The 15,143-nt window shown below is 71.4% G+C and carries 9 protein-coding genes and 1 pseudogene; 5 read left to right on the top strand and 5 right to left on the bottom strand.

Annotated elements, in window-relative coordinates; genetic code table 11:
- Nucleotides 1–725: 725 nt before the first annotated feature.
- The 5 genes from Pflav_RS23345 to Pflav_RS23325 form a co-directional block, all read right to left on the bottom strand.
- Complete coding sequence (locus Pflav_RS23345) at nt 726–2,522, bottom strand: tetratricopeptide repeat protein (protein ID WP_173038199.1); 1,797 nt, start codon at nt 2,520–2,522, stop codon at nt 726–728.
- Nucleotides 2,523–2,583: 61 nt separating this feature from the next.
- Entirely contained in the window at nt 2,584–4,845 is a 2,262-nt protein-coding gene (locus Pflav_RS23340; RefSeq protein WP_173038193.1) for an ATP-binding protein, read from the bottom strand.
- Nucleotides 4,835–5,827 (bottom strand): AAA family ATPase, encoded by a 993-nt coding sequence (locus tag Pflav_RS23335; RefSeq protein ID WP_173038191.1) that lies wholly within the window; start codon nt 5,825–5,827, stop codon nt 4,835–4,837. The genes Pflav_RS23340 and Pflav_RS23335 overlap by 11 nt, the downstream gene beginning before the upstream one ends.
- Before the next feature lie 9 nt (nt 5,828–5,836).
- A complete protein-coding gene (locus tag Pflav_RS23330; RefSeq protein ID WP_173038189.1) occupies nt 5,837–7,612 on the bottom strand; it encodes a VMAP-C domain-containing protein in 1,776 nt (591 codons plus the stop codon).
- A complete protein-coding gene (locus tag Pflav_RS23325; protein WP_197938713.1) occupies nt 7,612–7,953 on the bottom strand; it encodes a CU044_2847 family protein in 342 nt (113 codons plus the stop codon). Before Pflav_RS23325 ends, Pflav_RS23330 begins: the two co-directional genes overlap by 1 nt.
- 242 nt (nt 7,954–8,195) lie before the next feature.
- Between Pflav_RS23325 and Pflav_RS23320 the strand changes: the two genes are divergently transcribed.
- The 5 genes and pseudogenes from Pflav_RS23320 (at nt 8,196) to Pflav_RS23300 (ending at nt 15,037) form a co-directional block, all read left to right on the top strand.
- On the top strand, nt 8,196–11,012 hold the full coding sequence (locus Pflav_RS23320) for a beta propeller repeat protein (RefSeq protein ID WP_173038187.1): 2,817 nt from the start codon (nt 8,196–8,198) through the stop codon (nt 11,010–11,012).
- 9 nt (nt 11,013–11,021) lie between these two features.
- Nucleotides 11,022–11,833, top strand: a pseudogene (locus Pflav_RS23315) (carbohydrate ABC transporter permease).
- Nucleotides 11,833–13,149 (top strand): ABC transporter substrate-binding protein, encoded by a 1,317-nt coding sequence (locus Pflav_RS23310; protein WP_173038185.1) that lies wholly within the window; start codon nt 11,833–11,835, stop codon nt 13,147–13,149. The pseudogene Pflav_RS23315 and the gene Pflav_RS23310 overlap by 1 nt, the downstream one beginning before the upstream one ends.
- Complete coding sequence (locus Pflav_RS23305) at nt 13,146–14,144, top strand: ABC transporter ATP-binding protein (RefSeq protein ID WP_173038183.1); 999 nt, start codon at nt 13,146–13,148, stop codon at nt 14,142–14,144. The genes Pflav_RS23310 and Pflav_RS23305 overlap by 4 nt, the downstream gene beginning before the upstream one ends.
- Nucleotides 14,145–14,164: 20 nt before the next feature.
- Complete coding sequence (locus tag Pflav_RS23300; protein ID WP_173042594.1) at nt 14,165–15,037, top strand: carbohydrate ABC transporter permease; 873 nt, start codon at nt 14,165–14,167, stop codon at nt 15,035–15,037.
- The last annotated feature ends 106 nt before the right edge of the window (nt 15,038–15,143 follow it).

The raw sequence follows: 15,143 nt of genomic DNA, 5'->3' as shown, positions 1-15,143 counted from the left end.
CTCTGCTTGTCCGTGGCGAAGAATCGCCCCTGGAAGGGTAACTTCTCGCCACGGACGCGACGCGACACCGTGCTGCTTGCGTCGATCAAGGAAATCCGCGGCCACGGCATCGATCGGCCGCCTAGGAATCGAGCTACCGCGATGTCCGTGGTGGTCCGGACCGTCGCTTCCGCGGCCTCGCCCTTCGCGGTGGGGCAAGCTCACCCCAGGTCGGCCGACCACGACCTTCGCTGCCGGGTCCGCGCTCCAAGCCCAACCTTTGACCTAGCTCGGCGGTTGGGCGGGGGCCATCCACAGCAGAGGCACGCCCAAGGGCGCTCGGTTTGCCTTGATCGACGCTACGGCGGCCCGCTGTCTGGCAGATCGTGGTACTTAGTTGCCCCTGGAGAGCCTGTCGCAGAATCGCCAGATTCGCTTGAAATGAGGGTCTCGTTGACCCTCGCCGGCCGCCGTTCGGCGGCCAGCGGCGGACACAGCCGTGTTTTTCTCGACACACGCTGTAGTTGGGCAATTTTGCGACAGGCTCTGGAGAGGCAGTTGGATACCACGATCTCTCGTATGCGCCAGCCCGAGTCGGGTTGGGCTTGAAGCGCGGACCTGGCAGCGCGGGTCGGGGATTTCGGCGAGCGCCAGCGAGCCGCCGACCTGCGCGGTGCCCGCGGGAGCATACGGTCTGCGACTGGCGCGGACCGGGGAATTATATTCATCTCGACCGTCAAAGAGCTCTAGCCGGTCGCCGTGCCGCCGGACTCCTCGGTCTCTGTGGCGTGCTGGATGAGCAGCTCGCCGTCGCGGTGGAGGCGGGCGGCGCGTTGCGTGTCGCCGAGGGCGGCCCACATGCGTCCCAGCTCGATCTTGTAGGCACCCAATCGGCGCTGCGCCGCGAGGTCCAGCGGGTTTTCCGTCACCACGGACTGGTAGATGTCGGTCGCGGCGGCCAGGTCGTTCACCGCGTCGTGGCGGCGTCCCAGGTCGTCGAGCTGCGCGGCCTGGTGGGTCAGCGCGATGGCGAGCACCTCCCGATATTCGGCCGGCGAGCGGGCCGCGAGCACGCGGTAGGCGGTCACGGCGTCGTCGAGCGCGTCGAGTGCCTCGTCGGCACGGTCGAGATCGCTGAGATGCGTCGCCCGCGCGTGGTAGGCGGCGGCCATACCGGCGAGGGACTGGTCCGTGGACGCGCGCTCGTAGATGCCGATCGCTTCGGCGATCCGGTCCAGCGCCGCCTGGTGCGAGCCCTGGTCACCGAGGTCCGTCGCCTGGCGCTGGAGGGCCGCGGCCAGCTCGAAGCCGTCCGGGTCCCCCCTACGCCGGAGCAGGTCGACGGCCTCCGTGCTGGCCTCCAGCGCGGGCCGGTGCTGGCCAAGGCCGCGATACAGCGACGAGAGCTCGGTGAGGGCGGACGCGAGCGACCCGAGGTGGCGCTCCGGCTCGTCCTCCGCGAGCAGCCGGTACTGCGCGGCGGCCGCCGCCGTCGAGGTGAGCGCCTCCTCCGGGCGGCCGGTCTCGTCGAGGAGGCGGCCGTGCAGCGACAGGGCCGCGGCGAACCGCTCCCGCAACCCGCTGTCGTTCGCCGCGCCGAGCCTCTCGTACCCGTCGACCGCGGCCGCCACGGCGGCGAGCGCGTGCACCGGCCGGCCCTCCCGGTCCAGCAGGTCAGCCTGTGTGAACAGCGCCGCGTTCAGCCCTTCGAACACCTCCGTCGCGTCGGCCGGGGCCGCCTCCGCCAGCGCGCGGCGCAGGTCGACCTCCTCGCTGACCGTGTCGAGCGCGGCGCTGTACTGGTCCTCGGCAACCTGGCTCGCGACGAGGTGGCGCAGCGCCTCGGCCAGCGCGGGACGGTACTCACGCCGATCGGCGGCCAGCCGGCGGTAGCCGTTGACGAGCTGCCCTGCCACGGCTGGGCCCTGCCCGGCGAAAAGGCCCGACTGGTCGCGGATGCGGTCGGCGATGAACCGGGCCGTGTCGACCGGGGTCTGCGGCCTGATCAGGGCGGCGCGGATCTCGTCGGTCAGCGCGTCCGGCACCCCGGACGGCGTCGCCGCCATCGTGTCCAGCAGCAGCGTGATGAGCTGTTGCGTGTGGAGCGCCGCCGTCCAGAGTGGCGCCGCGAGGTCCGGGTGCCGGGCGCAGGCGCGGACCAGGAGCGGGAGGGCGCGGCGGGCCTGGTCGGTCGTCACGTGCGGCAGGATGGCGCTGACCATGGTCGGGTTGACCGCGACGGCGTTCACCACGATCCGTTCGCGGAGCGCGACGGGAGCCAGCCTGCCCCAGTAGCGGTTGGACCCGCCGGGGTACTGCTCGCGCAGCCAGCCGGACAGCCGCCGGGCGATACCGCCGTCACGCCCGTCGAGGTGCATCAGGCGGCGGATAACGTTGTGCGCCTCCTCGGCGGCTTTCGCCCCGTAGAGGGCGGCTACCGCCACGGCCTCGTCCAGGACCGCCGGCGATGTGTAGGAGATCTGTGCCGCGACGGCGGTCCGCTCCCAGTACCGGCGCTCGCGACCAAAGAGCGATCCCAGCACCGCCGCCTCGATCCTCCTGGCGCCGCTGCCGGGGAGCGGCGGACCAGCAGCGCCAGAGCCATCATCTGGAGGTCCAGCGGCTGGCCGAAGCGGGGCTCGACGAGGCCGGGTGGCGTGATGGCGGCGGCGACCGCTCCCCAGCCACCCGGCCCCGGACCCTCCACTGTGTCCGCCATCGCGTCCAGGGCGGCGGCGAGGTCCTGTGCCGCCCCGTGAACGCCTCCCGCCGGCTCGCCGGGTTGGACGCGAGAGGGCCCAGCTCCTGTACGTTGGCGCCGCGCAGCCATCCGTGCCGGTCGCGCTGCTGCGCGTCCCGCCACCACACGCCGGTCGACCGGCTGACGAGCATCAGGCGCTGCGGTCCCGCCCCGGCCGGCGGGCGCGCCAGCAGGGCGGCGACCGCGTCCGGGTGGGCGTCGGCCCGGTCCAGGACGAGCAGCGTGGCGCGCCCCGACTGCGGCGGCCAGCCGGCGGCGGGGTCGGCGTCACCCTCGACGAAGTGGGTTACCCATCCGGCGGCGCCCATCCGGGCGGCCAGCTCCAGAGCGAGCCGGGTCTTGCCGGTACCGGCGCCGCCCGCGAGCAGCAGGCTCGGCGTTTCCCCGGCGCACCATGCCTCGAGGGTTAGCAGCTCCCGCTCGCGCCCGGTGAAGCGGACGGTACGAGCAGCCGGGCTGAGCAGGTCGGCGACCTGTGGTGGGTGGTCGGGCCGCGGCGCCTCGGTCTTCCCCTGCCGACCGTTGGAGGACGTCCCGCCGGTCGCCGGCGTGAGCTGTGTGGGCGGCCGGTGCGCCCGTACCGCCCGCAGCAGCCGTTGCTTGCCGTGCGGCGAGATGGTCGCGAACGGCTGGCTCTCCGGATCCAGCCGCTGCCCTCCGGGACCGGGCGTCAGCGCCGTGAAGTGCTCGGCCGCGACGTCGATCCGCGCCTCGACGCTCGCCGACACCCGCTCCAGGAGGCGGCCGATCTGGATCGTCTCGGTACGGGTGAGCGTGTCGAGCAGGAGGTCCTCCACGCCGTCCACGAACGCGTACCGCCCCGCTCGTGCGTCGACCGCGTAGAGCAGACCGCTGAGGAGCACCTCGGCCAGGTGGGCCCGCTCCACAGGCGAGAACATCGCGCGGTGGACGTGCTGGATCACTGGCAGGCTCGGCGAGGTCATGGCGATGTACCCGGCGAGCCGGAACGCCTCCGGTGAGGCCGCGGCCCGGAAGTGACGTACCCGCTGCGCCGCCGTCGCCGACGACCGTGCCGCCGTACGGCCGCTGCTCGCGGTCCGGCTGCCGACGTACGTGACCGCCGCGGGTGCCACCGCGCCACCGACCACCCGTGCCCACCGCCGCAGCCAGGGCGCGGAGATCTCCAGCACCGGTACGGGCACCATGCTCTCGTCCGGGGTTTCCTGGCCGCCGTACGGCTCCAGCCGCAGCTGGGTGTTGGGCGAGCCGGGGCGTGCGGCGCGCAGCTCGCCCGCGACGGTGCGCATGCTGGTGCGGAACCACAGGCGTTCCGGCAGCGGCTGGAGGAGCGCGACCGGGCCGTGCCGCGCCCACAGGTCCAGCACGGCGGTAGCTCCGCCCCGGTGCCACATCGGATGTACACCGTCGCTGAGCACGAAGATGGCCCGCCGTCCCGTGGCGTCGACAAGCTCGCGCGGGTTGTGCGGTACCCCGCGCGCGCTGGACAGTACGGCTCTCCAGCCCTGGTCGGCGGCGTCGAGGTACCACCGGGAGACGTTGCGGAAGATGCCGGACTCCGCGAGTGCGTCGCCGACCCCTTGGGCGAGCCGCCGCCAGATCGCCATGGAGTCGGTCACGTCGACGACGACCGCCGCGTCCAGCCACCGTTCGAGCGGCGGGACCCGGCTGGGCGCCCACGTTGTCACAGGCCAGCCCTGGTCGGCGATGTTCCGCGCGGTCCGCTCCTCGTCGAGGAGGGTCGGGGGCCCGACCGCCACCCGGCGCTTCAGCGGTCGCAGCGCTCGCTGTAGGCCGAGCCGGTCGGGCAGCGCGGCGGCCTCGGGTACCGGGATCTCGCGCGACTCCACCTCGCCGGTTGGTTCGTCCGGCGGGCTGAACAGTCCGGTGCGCGCCGGCTCGGGCGGCGGCGGAGGTGGGACCCGCGGAAGGGGTGTGGCCGGCCGCCGTGTGGGCGGTGGCGATGGTGCCGGCTCGGGCGGCGGCGATGCGGGCGGGGGAGCGGCGGCTCGGCGTGGCGGCGCCTCGGCGAGGTGGCACGCCAGCCAGAGCGTTTCCGCGAGGTCGCTCGCCGACGGCTCAGCGCCGAGCTGAGATATCAGGTCGGCGAGGCGCTCAACTGTCATCGGGTCGTCGCGTGAGGGGTTCCATCATCTTTCCGGCGAGCTTGCGCCTGTTGATGGGACCCATCCGAGCCGCATGGTTCGTCAGGTAGATGGCATTGAGGAGCTGGTCGGTCGCGACGGCGTCCCGGCTCAGAAACTGGTCGATCAGGTCTGCGCTGCGCTGCGCCAGGTCGTCGCCCAGGTGCGCGTTGACGATCTCGGTGAGCTTGTGACCGTCCGGCTGCTCGAGGCGCACCGGCACGCAGCGGCGCAGGAACGCGGGCGGAAACTCGCGCTCGTCGTTGCTGGTCATGACGACGACCGGAAAGTCCCGGCAGCGGATCTCACCTTTGTGGACGACGACCCGCTCACTGCTGTCCGCCGTCATGACCCGTGCGTCGGCGTACCGGTCGGCCTGGCGGACGAGCTCCGGGATCTCGAAGGCGCCCTCCTCGAAGACCGTGAGCAGGTCGTTCGGCAGGTCGAGGTCGCTCTTGTCCATCTCGTCGATCAGGAGCACCCGGGGCCGGGCGCCGGGCAGCAGAGCCGTGCCGAGCGGCCCGAGCCGGACGTACTGGCCGACCTCCTCGTCGTCGCCGCTCGCCCCGCGGCTGGCCGCGTGCAGCCGGGCCATCGGGTCGTACTGGTAGAGGCCGTCCTGCCGGGTCGTCCGGCTGGTGATATTCCACCGCAGGACCTTGCCCAGCTTCAGCTCGTGCGCGATCGCCGTGGCCAGGGTGGACTTGCCGGTGCCGGGCTGGCCGGTGACCAGGAGCGGCCGGCGTAGGTAGAGCGCGGCGTTGACCAGGTCGATCGTCTCCGGGTCGGCCCGGTAGCTGTCGCCGATGGCCGCTTCCATGGCGTTGCCGGGCACGTGTGGGGCGACCGGCGCGGCTTCGCGGTCGAACTTGCGCCACGGCGGCGGCGGGGGCAGCTGGCGGTCCAGCCCGTCGTGCGGCGTGCGGCTGCCCTGGTAGATCCACCATCCGGGGACGTCGGACACGGTCTCTCCTCAGCTCGCGAAGCCGAGTTGGTAGGGTAACTTGCGGCGCGGGTCGTCCAACAGCACCGAGATCTTCGCGCCACAGTGCGTGTCCGGGTCGTCGGCCTCTTCCGCTTGGCCACGCAGCTCGTGCGCCCAGCCCGGCAGCCGCTCCGCGCGTATGTCCCGCAGGCTCTCGACGATGTCGCGCCGGAACATCCGGCCAGGACACAGCGCTTCCCCGGGCTGGTCGCCGAGGTCGGCCCCGCACGCCGCCACGTCCGGGCCGCACGAGCGTCGCGGCCACAGCACGGCCGGGACCCCGGCGGCCACGGCCGACTCGATCCGGTCCTGCTGGGCCCAGTGACCGGCCAGACCCAGCGCGAGCGGGCGCTCGCGGCCGCGCAGCCAGGCGTGGAAGCCGCGCGGGGGAGCGAGCTGGGCCGCGCAATCCTTCCAGCTCATCAGGGCGGCGAGGTCCTTGGCGTGGTCGCGCAGGTCGTGGGCCCGGCGCTCCAGCTCGCGGGCGTCCTCCCGGTCGAACCAGTCGAGGTCACGGACGACGACCGGCCAGGTGACACCGAGCAGCACCTCCTCCCCGTGGTACACCGTCCACTCGTCCACCGGCCAGGACAGCCACCGGCGCGGCAGCACGAACTCGACCACGACGTCCTTGTGCACGATCGGCACCTGCTCGACAGCGTCGGGCAGCGAGGTGGTGACGAGGTCACGGACCTGCGGTGTCGGCACGCGCTCGTCGATGATCGGCTCGCTGAACTCGGCGTCCGGCCCGGTCACCGTCCACATCGTGACGTGGCACGCCTCTTCCTCCGCGGCACCGCCCGCGGTCGGCGCGATCCGGACGATCACGGACGCCGACGCGGCCTCGGACCCCCTTTTCGGTGGGGTCGGACCGCCGAGGGTGTACTGCTTGATCCAGTCCATCGCGTCGTGCTCCACGGCCGGCCGGAGGAACGCGACCTGCAACAACAGGGTGGCCAGCAGCTGCTTGACCCGCTCGTCCTGAAAATTGGTCTCCGTGGCGAGCCACTCCGCCACCTCGAGCACGGTACTGAGCCGGGGCGGGTCCGGGGCGAACGTGGAATCCTGGGCGCCCAGCACTGTCGGCAGCAGCCAGCCCGGCACCCGCAGGTCGACTGTGGACAGGATCGACCGCAGGTCCTGGTACGCCGCTGGGCCGAACGGTCCCAGCTCGATGCGCTCGGCGAGCTGCGGCCAATGCTCGCAGATCTTCTCGATCGGCAGCATCGCCCCTTGGCGGTGCTGATCCGCCGCGGTCACGATGCCCACCACCTCGTCGGTGGCCTCCCGGACGACGGCCCCACCGCTGAAGCCGGGAGTGAGGTCCTTGGAGGTGCTGTCCCAGGGCTTGAGCTGCCGGGTCTCCGGGCCGAGGCCGCCGGGCACGAGCCGCAGCATCGCCGTGGTGCCTTCGGAGTAGTAACCGTCCGGGAAGCCGCGCGCGTAGAACGACTCCTGACTCCGGGTGGCGATCGTCGTGAACGGAGCGAACCGGGCCGGCGTGATCGCCTGCGCGGTCTCCAACTGGAGTATCGCGAAGTCGCCCGAGCCCGTTGTCTCCGGCTGCCACGGGCCTCGGTGGACCACGGTCGCGGGCACGTCCGCGATGGCGGCGCTCGGAAACGACACGAGCACCGCCGCGTCGGGGGGCTCGACGACGTGCGCGCAGGTCAGCACGTGCCGCTCGTCGATCAGCAGGCCGGAGCCACCGCCCTCGACCGAGTCAGGCACGTCCACCCGGGCGTGCCAGCGTGGCTCACCCATCAGCCCGGCGGCTGGGTCTGCGCCGGCTGCCTGTTCCAGGTCAGCTTCACCGTCAGGTGGCCCTCCGTCGCGGTCTTCGCCAGCACCGCGCCGACCTCGTAGTTGAAGCGGACACCGAACTCCAGCTCCACGCTGTCCGGGGCGAGCGCGCCATCGCGGAAGACGGCGAGCGCGCGGTCAGCGGCGTTGTGGATCTTGCCGAGAGCCTCCTCGAACGTCTTCTTCGCCTCCGCGATCCCCGTCTTCCTGGAGACCGCCTGGAAGCCGGGCTCGTCGTACGCGACCTCCACGACGATGCCCTCGCCGCGCTCCGACTCGACTCGCAGCAGGCCGCTGGCCACCAATGTCTCCCCTCGCCGCCAACCGGTCGTCCGAGCATCCACCGTGGAACCGCTGGACACTATCGGCTAGCCGACTGATGACACGAGGGCCTAGAACACCGTGCGTGCGAATTTAGATCGTTACATCTACATTCTTGTCTCGGCTGGTTTTTCTCTGGGAGATTGCTGGGTAGCGCTGCCAGTGACGGCTGACGATCTCGGCTGCTCGCTACGCGGCGGCGGCAGCAGAGAAGGGGACCTCCGTGACCCGAAGACGTCGTCAGTCTCTCGCAGCTCTTTCCGTCGGCGTGCTGGTCGTTTCGGCCGGCCTCGTCGCGCTCCACTTCGCCGGTGCGCCGGCTGCACCCGCAGCCGCGACGGGTGAGGCGGAGGCGCCGACCGCGCTTGCCATGCATCTCGAACGGCGCCGCCAGGCGATGCCGGGCAACAGCGGTATGGCACTCGAAGGGCCCGGCTCGGCCGCGGCGGCCGAGTACCTTAAGCGTGCCTACCCCGACTCGGCCATCGCGGTGGGCGAGATCGACGGAGCCAAGCGCGCGTTCACCACCTCGCACAACCGTGGCTTCCCGCGCGGCAAGGCCAAGAAGGGCACGTGGCAGCCGGTCGGGCCGAGCCACGCCCTGTACCCGGACACGCCGCTGCGCGACTCCTTCAACTACGTGCCCAACGAGTACGTGGCGGGTGGGCGCACCACCTCGATCGCGGTGAGCGACAAGTGCCGGCCGGGCGACTGCCGGGCGTACATCACGCCCGCCGGGGGCGGTGTCTGGCGCACCGACGACATCCTGCGCAAGCAGCCGAGCTGGGCGTACCTGGCCGGACCGCTCGACATCAACACCGCGGGTGCCGTGACGATCGACAAGAACGACCCGAGCCGCAACACGATCTGGCTGGGCACCGGTGAGGCCAACATCTGCGCCTCCGGCTGCGGTGCGGGCGTCGGCCTGTACAAGTCGACCAACGGCGGGCGCTCCTGGATCGGGCCGCTGGGCAAGGCTGAGCTGGGCGGCAAGGGCATCGGCGAGATCGTGGTCAAGCCGGGCGACCCCCGCACGCTGTACATCGCCACGACCACCGCGCTCACCGGCATGTCGAGTGTCTGCTGCACCGGCATCACCCGGCCCACGCCCGGCGCGGCGAAGTGGGGGCTCTACAAGACGACCGACGGCGGCCGCACCTTCACGCTCGTGCACAACGGCTCGGTGAACGTGGCCGACTGCACCGGCAGCGCGACCGAGTTCGCCAACGGCACGATCTGCTCGCCGCGCGGTGTGCGCAACGTCGAGCTCGACCCCGCCAACTCCAACATCGTGTACGCCTCCTCGTTCGCGCGGGGGGTCTGGCGCTCCAACGACGCGGGCGCGACCTGGACGCAGATCAAGGAGTCGATCAACCCGGCGATCATCCAGAGCCGCCCGGCGATGGACGTCACCCGGCTGCCCAACGGCAAGACCCGCATGTACATCTACGAGGGCAACACCGGCACGCCGTACTCGCGGCTGTTCCGCAGCGACGACGTCGCCACCGGGGCGCCCACCTTCACCGACCTGACCAGCGCCAACGTGGCCGACCCGGGCTTCGCCTGGTACAACCTCTGCGGTGCGCAGTGCTGGTACGACGTGTTCGTCCACACGCCCGACGGCCACCCCGACATCGTGTACGCGGGTGGGTCGTACTCGTACGGCGAGACGATCGCGAACAAGCGGGCGGTGGTGCTCTCCACCGACGCTGGCCTCACCGGTACCGACATGACCTTCGACGGCACCGACGAGCTGCACCCGAACGGACTGCACCCCGACCAGCACGACATCGTCACCAACCCGCGCAACCCGTTCCAGTTCTTCGAGACCAACGACGGCGGCGTGATGCGCTCCAGCGGCACGTTCGTCGACCGCTCGGCCTGGTGCGACAACCCGCGGCGGGCGCTGAACACGGCGGCCCAGCTGGAGCGGTGCCGGCAGATGCTGTCCCGGATCCCGGCCAAGCTGGACGGGATCAACGCTGGACTGTCCACATTGCAGTTTATGAGCCTGTCGGTGAGCCCGCACGACCACGAGCTGCTACAGGGCGGCACGCAGGACAACGGCACCTGGGAGAACTACGGCAACCGCCAGCTGTGGCTCAACACCATCATCGGCGACGGCGGGCAGTCCGGCTTCGACGTCACCGACAAGAAGTTCCGCTTCCACACGTACAACGACACGACACCCGAAGTGAACTTCAACAACGGTGCCACGGCGGACTGGATCTACACGGCCGATCCGCTGGCCGGGCAGGCGAACTCGCAGTTCTACTCACCGGTCATCAGCGACCCGAAGGTGAGCGGCACGATGTTCGCCGGTACGGGACGCACGGCGTACCGGACCAAGACGTTCGGGCTCGGCGACCGCACGCTCGCGGAGGCCAACCGGATCTGCAACACCTGGACCGGTACCTTCGAGGCGACCTGCGGCGACTGGGCGGAGCTGGGGCCCAACCGGCTCGTCGACCCGTTCTGGGGTGACCGGGCCGGCGGCGCGGTCGCGGCGATCGAGCGCACGACGCTCAACACGTCGAGCGCCTGGGCCGCCACGACGGCCGGACGGGTGTTCGTGACGTCCAACGTGGACGCCGAGCCGGCGTCGGCCGTGACCTGGACCCGGATCGACGACGACGCGCCGGCGCCCGGCCGGTTCGTCAGCAGCATCTACGTCGACCCGAAGAACGGCAACCACGCCTGGATCTCGTACAGCGGCTACAACGTCAACACCGCGGCGACGCCGGGGCACGTCTTCGAGGTCACGTTCGACCCGGTGGCGGGCACGTCCACGTGGGTCGACCGGTCGTACGACTTCGGCGACATCCCGGTCACCGACCTGGTGCGCGACGACGTCAGCGGCGACCTCTACGCGTCCACCGACTTCGGCGTGCTGCGCAACGCGGCCGGCACGGCGACCTGGACGAAGGCGGCGCCGGGCATGCCGAACGTCGAGGTGGCCGGCCTGACCGTCCTGCCGGGCAAACGGATCCTGTACGCGGCCACCCACGGCCTGTCCGCGTGGCGGCTCAACCTTGGCTGACCCAAAGGGATGAGAGTCCGCACCGTCGGGGCGGTAGCCGTCGTCGCGGTGTTCCTGCCGCCACTGCTCATGCTGGTGGCCGGGTCACTCCGCGAGCCGGGGCTGCCGCCCCGCCGGGTCCGCAGCTCGTCCCCGACCCGCTCTCCACCGAGGGGTACAGCCGAGCGGTCGATCTCGGTGGTCTCCTGCGCGCCGGCCTCAACTCCACGATCGTGGCCGCGATCGCGGTACCGGCCAGCGTGCTCGTCGCGTCGCTGGCCGGGTTCGCCATGACCCAACTGCCGCGGCGGGTCACCACCGCGGTCGTGGTCGCCTCGCTCGCCGCGCTGGCGGCGCCGGCCACCGCGCTGCTGGTGCCGCGCTTCGCGCTGTTTCGGACGCTCGGCCTGACCGACACGCTCGCCCCACTCATCGCGCCGGCGCTACTGGCCACGTCGCCGCTCTACCCGCTCGTGTTCTACCTGGCGTTCCGGGCGCTCCCCGCCGACCTCTACGACGCCTGCCGCTTGGAGGACCTCTCGCCGCTGCGCACCTGGTGGCGGGTGGCGATGCCGCTGGTGCGGCCGGTGACGGCGGCGGTCGGGGCGCTGACGTTCGTGCTCACCTGGTCCAACTTCCTCGACCCGCTCGTGTACCTCTACGACCGCGAGCTCTTCACGCTGCCGCTGGCCCTCCGCTCACTGTCCACGCTGGACCCGACCAACTTTCCGGTCTTTCTGGCCGGTGCGGTGCTGACCACGATCCCGCCGCTCGTGGTCTTCGCACTCGCGCAGCGGCACGCCCTCCGCCACCTCCGCGTCCACCAGTATCGGGAGACCTGATGCGCAAGCTGACCGCGATACTCGCCACGGCCATCCTCCTCACCGGGTGTGGTGGCGCCGAGACCGCGGACACCCCGCCGACCGTGCGCCTGCTGGTCTTCGGCGCACCGGAGGAGCTGGAGTCGTACCGCACGCTCGTCGACGAGTACGTCAAGGTGTCGTCCGGCGCCCGGGTACAGCTTGTCGAGGCGAGCGACCGGGAGGACCTCATCACCCGGCTCTCCACCTCGATCGCTGGTGGGTCGCCGCCGGACCTGTTCCTCATGAACTACCGCTTCTACGGCCAGTTCGCGGCCAAGAACGCCGTCGAGCCACTGGACGACCGGCTCGCGAAGTCCACAGTGGTCAAGCTCGCCGACCTGTATCCGCAGGCGGTCGAGGCGTTCCGGTGGCAGGGGCGCCAGCTCTGCCTGCCGCAAAACGTCTCCAGCCTTGTCGTGTACTACAACCGCACGCTCTTCCAGAAGTTCGGCGTCGCCGAGCCCAAGGCCGGCTGGACCTGGAACGACCTGATCACCACCGCCACGGCGATGACCCGCAACGCGAGCGGGACGATCGTGCGCGGCACGGAGTCGGAGGGCGGCAGCGCGCGGGTCGCCGTGTACGGTCTCGGCGTCGAGCCCACGCTTATCCGCGTCGCCCCGCTCGTGTGGTCCGCTGGCGGGCAGATCGTCGACGACGAGCGCAAGCCGACCCGGTTCACGTTCGAGGCGGGTCCGGCGAGGGACGCGCTGCGCGACTTCGTGGCGCTGCGCCTGGCGTACGGCGTGGTGCCGACCGACGAGGAGGTCGAGGCGGAAAACGACGAGAGCCGGTTCAGCAACGGGCGGCTGGCGATGCTGCTGTCGTCGCGTCGGGTCACCACCACCTTCCGGACAGTGAAGGACTTCGAGTGGGACGTCGCGCCGATGCCCCTGTACGGCAAGCAGCCTGCCGGCATCCTGCACTCGGACGCGTACTGCATCACGAGCGGGTCCAAGGCCAAGGACGCGGCCTGGCGCTTCCTGGAGTTCGCTATCGGGGCGGAGGGGCAGCGGATCCTCGCCTCCACCGGGCGGACCGTGCCGTCGAACATCGAGGTCTCGAAGTCGCCGGCGTTCCTCGACCCGACCCAGCCACCGCGGAACGCGCAGGTCTTCCTCGACGCGGTGCCGACGATCCGGCGGGTGCCGACCATCTCCACCTGGCCGGAGATCGAGGACGCCACCGGCGGCATCCTGGAAAACGCCCTCTACCGGGGTGACAAGCTGGACGACGTGATCCGCCAGCTCGACGAGCAGACCCGCCCCATCTTCGCCCGCGGCGTGTCCCCGTGACGCTGGCGCTGGAGGGAGTCCGGGTCGCGCACGGCGCGCACGAGGTGCTGCACGGCGTCGACCTCACCGTCGCCCGCGACGAGCTGCTTGTGGTGCTCGGCCCGTCCGGCGCCGGCAAGTCCACACTGCTGCGTGCGGTCGCCGGGCTCACACCCGTCTCGGCCGGCCGGGTGGCGATCGGCGAGCGGGATGTCACCCGGCTGCGGCCCGGCCAGCGCAACGTGGCAATGGTTTTCCAGTCGTACGCGCTCTTCCCGCACCTGACCGCCGCCGAGAACATCGCTTTCGGCCTCATCGTGCGGGACGTGCCGAAGGCGGCGGCGGCCGAGCGGGCCCGACAGGCGGCGGCCAGTGTCGGCTGTGGACACCTGCTGGACCGGCGCCCCGGGCAGCTCTCCGGCGGCGAGCGGCAGCGGGTGGCGCTGGCCCGCGCGCTGGTCCGCGAGCCGGACGTCTTCCTGCTCGACGAGCCGCTGTCCAATCTCGACGCCGAGCTGCGGGTGGAGATGCGCGCCGAGCTGAAGGCCCTGCACGCCCGGGTCGGCGGCGCCACGCTGCACGTCACCCACGACCAGGTCGAGGCGCTGGTGCTCGGCGACCGGATCGCGGTGTTGCGGGACGGCCGGATCGAACAGATCGGCACGCCGGACGAGATCTGGAGCACGCCGGCGACGACGTTCGTGGCCCGTTTCGTCGGCTCGCCGCCGATGAACCTGCTCCCCGCCGACGGGCCGCTGCCCGGCCTCGCCCCACCCGGCAGGCTCATCGGCATCCGCCCCGGTGCGCTCCGGCTGGGCTCCGAGGGCGCCGTCGCGTCGGTGGAGCGGGTCGAAGTCGTCGGCGAGGATGCCCACGTCTACTTGCGACTGGGCGAGCACTCAGCCGTAGCCCGGATCCCCTCGGCGGAGCGGCCGGCCACCGGCTCCGAAACGCACGTCATGGCCAGGGACGCTGACGTGCACGTATTCGACCCCACCACCGGAAAGCGTGTATGAGCCGCCGGCAGCTCGGCTTCATGCTCGCCCCGTACGTCGTGGGGCTGGTCGGGCTCGTCCTGCTGCCCGCCGCCGCGACGCTGGTGCTCGCGTTCGCCGACTACGACCTCGTCCAGCCACCACAGTGGACCGGTACGGCGAACTTCACCGAGCTGGCCGGCGACGGCATCTTCCGTACCGCGCTGCTCAACTCGCTCGTGTTCGCGGCGGTGGCCGTACCCCTGCGGCTGCTCGTCGCCCTGGGCCTGGCCCTGCTGCTGCACCGGCGGGCCCCCGGGGTCGGCACCGCGCGGACCGTGGCCGCCCTGCCCACCGCGGTGCCGGAGGTCGCGTACGGCCTGCTGTGGCTCTGGCTCTTCAATCCCCTCTACGGTCCCGTCAACCAGCTGCTGCGGGTCGGCGGCGAAAACGGCCTGACCGCGCTCGGCCGTACGCCGCCGCAGTGGCTGACCGACCCGACCGACGCCCGCGCCGCGATCATCATCATGAGCCTCTTCACGGTCGGCGAGTCGTTCCTGGTGTTGCTCGCCGCGCGGCTGGTACTGCCGCCCGAGGTGTACGAGCTCGCGTCCATAGAGGACGCCACACCGTGGGACGTCTTCCGCCGCGTCACGCTGCCGCTCATCGCGCCGGTGCTCGGGCTGCTGCTGGTGCGGGATACCATCCTGAGCTTCCAGGTGTCGTTCGTGCCGGCGTTGGTGGTGACCGACGGCGGCCCGCCGCCCTACGCGACCACGTACCTGTCGCTGTTCGTCTACCGCAACGCGTTCGAATACCTGCGCTACGGCTATGCCTCGGCGGCCACCGTGGTGATGCTGCTCGTGACCGTCGCGGCAGTCATCCTCCAGTGGCGGCTGCTGCGCCGGTGGCAACACCTCCGGGCGCGAGGCTGATCGCCTGGCCGTGCCGGTCACGGTGCGCGACGAATATTCGTTGGCCGCCCACCGGCGGATGGCCCAGACTGGCAGCGTGATCGAGCCGAAAACCTCCCGCGTCCCT

Source organism: Phytohabitans flavus, from assembly GCF_011764545.1.
Classification (GTDB): Bacteria; Actinomycetota; Actinomycetes; order Mycobacteriales; family Micromonosporaceae; genus Phytohabitans; species Phytohabitans flavus.
Note: the sequence above shows the minus strand (reverse complement) of the source record. Positions and strands in the feature narration are given on the sequence as shown.

Bases quoted from the DNA above. Each gene is read 5' to 3' on its own strand.
- Pflav_RS23310 (WP_173038185.1), top strand. From the start codon at position 11,833: ATGCGCAAGCTGACCGCGATACTCGCCACGGCCATCCTCCTCACCGGG.
- Pflav_RS23300 (WP_173042594.1), top strand. From the start codon at position 14,165: ATGCTCGCCCCGTACGTCGTGGGGCTGGTCGGGCTCGTCCTGCTGCCC.
- Pflav_RS23330 (WP_173038189.1), bottom strand. From the start codon at position 7,612: ATGGGTGAGCCACGCTGGCACGCCCGGGTGGACGTGCCTGACTCGGTC.
- Pflav_RS23340 (WP_173038193.1), bottom strand. From the start codon at position 4,845: ATGACAGTTGAGCGCCTCGCCGACCTGATATCTCAGCTCGGCGCTGAG.